General features: G+C 37.6%; 4 protein-coding genes. 2 read left to right on the top strand and 2 right to left on the bottom strand.

Translation table 11 applies throughout. The features are described from left to right. On the bottom strand, window positions 1-1,924 hold a 1,924-nt coding region (locus ABZC96_RS08260; protein ID WP_373030388.1), incomplete at its 3' end, for an ABC transporter substrate-binding protein. Between the two features lie 275 nt (window positions 1,925-2,199). Here ABZC96_RS08260 and ABZC96_RS08255 point away from each other — a divergent pair. Further along, entirely contained in the window at window positions 2,200-3,672 is a 1,473-nt protein-coding gene (locus tag ABZC96_RS08255) for an NAD(P)/FAD-dependent oxidoreductase (RefSeq protein WP_373030386.1), read from the top strand. Window positions 3,673-3,722: 50 nt separating this feature from the next. After that, window positions 3,723-3,881 carry a hypothetical protein gene (locus ABZC96_RS08250; protein WP_373030384.1) on the top strand — a complete coding sequence of 53 codons (159 nt, stop codon included), beginning with the start codon at window positions 3,723-3,725 and terminating at the stop codon, window positions 3,879-3,881. A 342-nt stretch (window positions 3,882-4,223) separates the two neighbouring features. On the opposite strand, the gene rpsI is transcribed toward ABZC96_RS08250, so the two are convergent. Beyond that, on the bottom strand, window positions 4,224-4,613 hold the full coding sequence (gene rpsI, locus ABZC96_RS08245) for a 30S ribosomal protein S9 (protein ID WP_373030382.1): 390 nt from the start codon (window positions 4,611-4,613) through the stop codon (window positions 4,224-4,226). Between the last annotated feature and the right edge of the window lie 33 nt (window positions 4,614-4,646).

Genomic DNA, 4,646 nt, shown 5'->3' with positions numbered 1-4,646 from the left:
CATGAGACAAGGCCAAAGACTTAGGATGAATACCCCACACCCAGGGTGCATCCTCTCTTGATATGTTTACCATTTTACGTATAATTTCCATTCTTTCGGGCGTATTCTTCATCGTTTTCATTTTTTCAAAGAGTGTGTCAAACACCGGGTTTTTATAATTTGAGGAGTTGATCCCCACACCATTGGTATCCATAGAGGCGTTTCCTCCATAGAGCAAAAAGAGGAAGTTTTCCGGATCTGGATAATCTGCATTCCAGCCCCATGAAAAAAGTTGTGTCTTTCCTTTACGTACTTTATCTTGGAAGCGGTTATAGTCAGTCGCACGTATCACAAGCTGTATACCCAAAGTATCAAACTGTTTACGATACCAATCCATCAAAGCTCTGTCATCAGGACCCGTAGCAGTGGCATCATAGTAAAGTTTTAAAGGCTTTCCTGTTTTATTTGAAACACCATTTGGATATCCTGCTTCTGCCAAGAGTTGCTTAGCAAACGTCAATGACTTGCGTACTCTCTTGCCATCAACCCACTCATAGACTACGCTATTTGTACCTTTTTCCCCCTCTTCATATCCAAAAATACCAGGAGGTATCACACTTTGTGCTGCTATACCTCTTTCATTCATAAAGATAGAGATATACTCTTCCTGATCAATAGCAATACTAATAGCTTGTCTTAATTTTCTGGCTGACTCTGTATATCCACCGACAATAGGATCTACCATATTAAATGCCATGTAGTAAATGGAAGGCTGTACAGATCCGATCAACGATATACCCTTTTTTTGCATCTCTTCACTTAGCCCCATAGTACCCGATGAAGATATCTGTACAGCTTGGTCAAACGCTTCTGAGCTGATGCCTGATGCATCATAATACCCCTGTAAAAACTTGTTCCATAAAGGTATGCTCTCTTTTTCGAGGGCATAAATGACTTCATCTATAAATGGTAGTTTCTTTCCTGAATCATCATGATCTGAACCAGGATACACCTCATCATGAAAATTTGGGTTTTTCACCAGACGCATCTGTTTATTTGGATTGTTCTCTGCCAAATAATATGCTCCTGTCCCTACAGGATACCAATTAAGCGTCAGATTTTTAGCCACTAAACCTTGCTGCTGGTAAAAGATATCTGCTTCCCAGGGAATAGGTGCAAAAAAATTCATCGTAAGCCAATAGAGAAACTGCGGATATTTTCCTTTTATTTCTATGACTAATGTATAGTCATCTAAAACCTTTACACCTGAAATATCATACGCGCGTAGATCAAGTATTTCTCCCTTCGCTTTCTTTTCTTTTGCGATCTTTGTAATGGCACTCGAATATGATTTTAACCCCACAATATATGTTTGCATACTGTCCAAAACAGGGGAATGGTTCTGCCTTACCCCCATACGCTTTATGGCATATGCATAATCTGCTGCCAACAAATGACGTGTATCTTTCTTTGAAAAATCATCTAATGTATCTATCTTTTCAAGATCTTGTTTACTCAATGCTGCGTAAAGTAGATGCCCTTTTTTATCTTTGGCAAAAGCAGGATGGTTTTGATACATGACATCTTTCCTAAGATCCAGACGGTATTCGCTAAATACTACACTCTTATCATTTTCATCTACTTCTTGTCTCTCTTTATTCAGATAACGTATCATTGGCATTTGAATGAGTGTAAGTGGTTCAAGTATATAAGGTTTTTGAAGATAATTGTATTGCAACGGGGGTTCATAGATTTGACCAATAAATGCCCACTCATTAGAATTATATGAAACAACCGGGTCCAGTCTTTTAGGGGAGAGTGAAAAAGAGCTAAAAAGCGTATTGGAGGCACTCTTTTCCTTACTATGAGGGTTATTCCAAACATCTGCTTGAAGAGATGATACTATCATCATCAATAAAAAGATCTTTATCATAACCATCTGCATATATTTTTATCTTCCCTTATAGTGAACTTCTTCTCAATTATATCAGAGGTAAAATAGTAGCATACTTTAGTAATTTTAGGCTAATTCGGACTTATAAGCTCTAGATAAGATAAATAATATTGATTTACAGAGCATCAATTTTTGGTGTATAATGACCATAGTTTATACACCAAAAATAAGTTTTAATGATAAATATCATTAATTTTATTGACTTTAATTATCTTTTAAAAATTTATCTCCTAAAATGAGTATATACAATTTATAAAAGGAAGAATATGGCACGAATAGTAGTAATGGGGGGTGGTGTTTCAGGGCACACTGCTGCAACCTTTGCAAAGAAATGGCTTGGTAAAGAGCATGAAGTGGTGGTCGTTACTCCAAACTCTCAATGGAATTGGATCCCGTCTAACATTTGGGTGGGTGTAGGAGAAATGACAAAAGAAGACGTAGTATTTCCACTTGCACCAGTCTATAAAAAAGCAGGAATTGATTACAGACAAGCTTTGGCTGTCTCGATCCACCCAAATGGGAAGGCTGACAATGATGCTCCTTATATTATTATAGAATCCACAAAAGATAATACTAAAGGTCAAACAGAAGAGTTGACCTATGATTACCTCATCAATGCAACTGGACCTAAACTTAACTTTGATGCAACAGCAGGTTTAGGAAATGGTAAAGGAGAACTGGGAGAACATACCGTTTCTGTTTGTACTGCAGACCATGCTGTACATGCAAATGAAGAATTAAAAAAAGTGTTTGCAAAAGCAAAACAAGGTGAAAGACAAAAACTTCTTATAGGTACAGGCCATGGTACATGTACCTGTCAAGGTGCTGCATTTGAATACATCTTTAACGTTGAACATGAAGCAAGAAAAGCAGGTATCCGTGATATGCTAGATATCAAATGGATTTCAAATGAATCCTTCCTGGGTGACTTTGGTATGGGTGGTCTTCACATGAAAGTAGGAGGTTATGCTGTAAGTTCTAAACTTTTTGCTGAATCGCTGTATGCTGAAAGAAATGTTCCATGGATTATAGGGGCACATGTCAACAAAGTAGAAGCAGGTAAACTTCATTATGAACTTCTGGATGGGAGTATGGGAGAAGAGGAATTTGACTTCTCTATGCTGATTCCACCATTTTCTGGTGTAGGTCTTAAAGCCTATGATAAAGATGGATCAGACATGACCGATACACTTTTTGCTCCAAACGGATTTATGAAAGTAGATGCAAAGTATGATGCAGGTGCCTATGAGAACTGGAAAGCATCTGACTGGCCAAGAACATACCAAAACCCATCATTTTCTAATATGTTTGCATGTGGTATCGCCTTTGCACCACCTCATGCAATCTCTAAGCCAATGAGTTCACCCAACGGAACACCGATCAATCCTACACCACCAAGAACAGGTATGCCTGCAGGTATCATCGGTAAAGCCGTTGCACACTCTGTATGCGATATGATCAAGAATGGAGAAAATGCACATCTTCATGAGGCTTCTATGGCAGAAATGGGTGCGGCATGTGTTGCGAGTGCCGGTAAAGGATGGTTAGATGGTCAAGCTGCTGCGATGACAGTTTATCCTGTTGTACCTGACTTTGAAAAGTACCCTGGAACAGGTCGTGATACAGACTATACATTTGGAGAGATCGGTCTTGCAGGTCACTGGATCAAACATATCCTACACCATATGTTTATCTATAAAGCAAAACTCAAGCCAGGTTGGACTTTGATCCCTGAGTAAGCTCAAACAGAGTTTACTTGTAAAAAAATTATTATAAAAAAGGAGATAACATGAAAGAAGAAGAAGTCAATTTTCAGAATGAGCAATTTAATTTAACAATGATCCCAGGAAAATTTGCAAGAGCAATGAGAACTTGTAAACTTTGGCAGTTTATTCGATTTATTGTGATTAACATTAAAATGTTGATCGTTGTAAGTAAAAGCCACTAAAACATCTAGGTATCTTGGTCTCTCCAAGATACCTAATTGATACAATTTAGTCACAAATATCTGTAACCTTCCAAAATACACTAATATCTCATGCGTCTGGTCATATTGATATCAGATTTTATATCTAGTATCATTTTCTTCATCTTCATCATGATTTTCTTTATGTTTTCATAGTGCCATTTCATGCCTGTTTATATGTATAATTATAGATACTTTGTTTTAAGCGTGGTTGGAATGATAGATAAAAATAGTGAATGTATAGTATGTAGATTTTGCAAGAGAAAAGCTCTTGCAAAAAGTGCCAAGGATAAACCTTGTGAAAAAGAAGTCGAAAAGTACTGACTATCTTTTTGAGAATTGTGGAGATCTTCTCGCTTTTTTCTTTCCTGGCTTCTTTCTTTCAACTACTCTTGAGTCTCTAGTAAGAAGTCCCATTGGCTTAAGAATTGCTCTGAAAGATGGTTCAAACTCTACAAGAGCTTTAGTGATACCATGCTTAAGTGCATCTGCTTGAGCAGAATAACCACCACCAAGTGTAGTTGCTCTGATATTCATAGACTCAAGTTGTTTAGTTGCTTCAAGAGGAAGTCTAACTTTCATTTTAAGTGTTTCGTGCCCACCTAACCATTGGTCAAGTGTTTTACCGTTGATAAGCATTCCACCGTTACCTGGAGTCAACCAAACTTTAGCGATAGCCGCTTTTCTTTTACCTGTTGCATAAATAGTTGCCATGCTTACGCCTCCTTATTGATTTGTGCAGTATGT

The sequence above is a fragment of the Sulfurovum sp. genome, assembly GCF_041551015.1.
Taxonomy (GTDB): domain Bacteria; phylum Campylobacterota; class Campylobacteria; order Campylobacterales; family Sulfurovaceae; genus Sulfurovum.
Note: the sequence above shows the minus strand (reverse complement) of the source record. Positions and strands in the feature narration are given on the sequence as shown.